1 protein-coding gene is annotated in these 699 nt (G+C 46.6%); it reads left to right on the forward strand.

Annotation, left to right across the window (positions count from 1 at the left end; all coding sequences use genetic code 11):
* Positions 1–683: radical SAM mobile pair protein A (locus tag DW965_RS18845; protein WP_119198685.1), on the forward strand; the 683-nt coding region annotated here is incomplete at its 5' end.
* Positions 684–699 lie beyond the last annotated feature (16 nt).

Consider the following 699-nt stretch of genomic DNA (forward strand, 5'->3'; position numbering starts at 1 on the left):
TTTGTATCAAAGATCAGATTCAGAACATGAATATCGTCATTGGCTGCACAGTGGGGTGTACATATTGCTATGCCCGCAACAACGTGAAACGCTGGCATATGATTGATGACTTCGCTGACCCTGAATTCTTTCCGGGTAAGCTCAAGATGATGGAAAAGAAACGTCCGCAGAACTTTCTTCTTACTGGGATGAGCGATCTCTCCGGATGGAAGCCGGAATGGAGAGACGAGGTATTTGCAAAGATCCGTGAAAATCCACAGCATCAGTTCCTGTTCCTTACCAAGCGACCTGATCTGCTGGATTTTGATACCGATCTGGAAAACGCATGGTTTGGCGTTACGGTGACGAGGAAAGCCGAACTGTGGCGTATCGACGCCCTTCGGAAAAACATCAGAGCAAAGCATTACCATGTTAGCTTTGAACCGTTATTCGACGATCCCGGTACAGTTGACCTTTCCAGAATCAACTGGATCGTTGTCGGCACTATGACCGGGGCTCAGAGCAGGAAGATTCATACGGAGCCGGAATGGGCATGGTCTCTGACGGATCAGGCACACGCACTCGGCATTCCGGTGTTTATGAAGGAAGACCTTGTCCCTATCATAGGGGATGAAAATATGATTCAGGAAATGCCGGAAGAATTTAATAAAGTGTTAGAGGTACAGAAATCATGGAAGAAGTAATAAATGGAATCCTCAT

Source organism: Blautia sp. AM47-4, assembly GCF_003479865.1.
Taxonomy (GTDB): domain Bacteria; phylum Bacillota; class Clostridia; order Lachnospirales; family Lachnospiraceae; genus Fusicatenibacter; species Fusicatenibacter saccharivorans.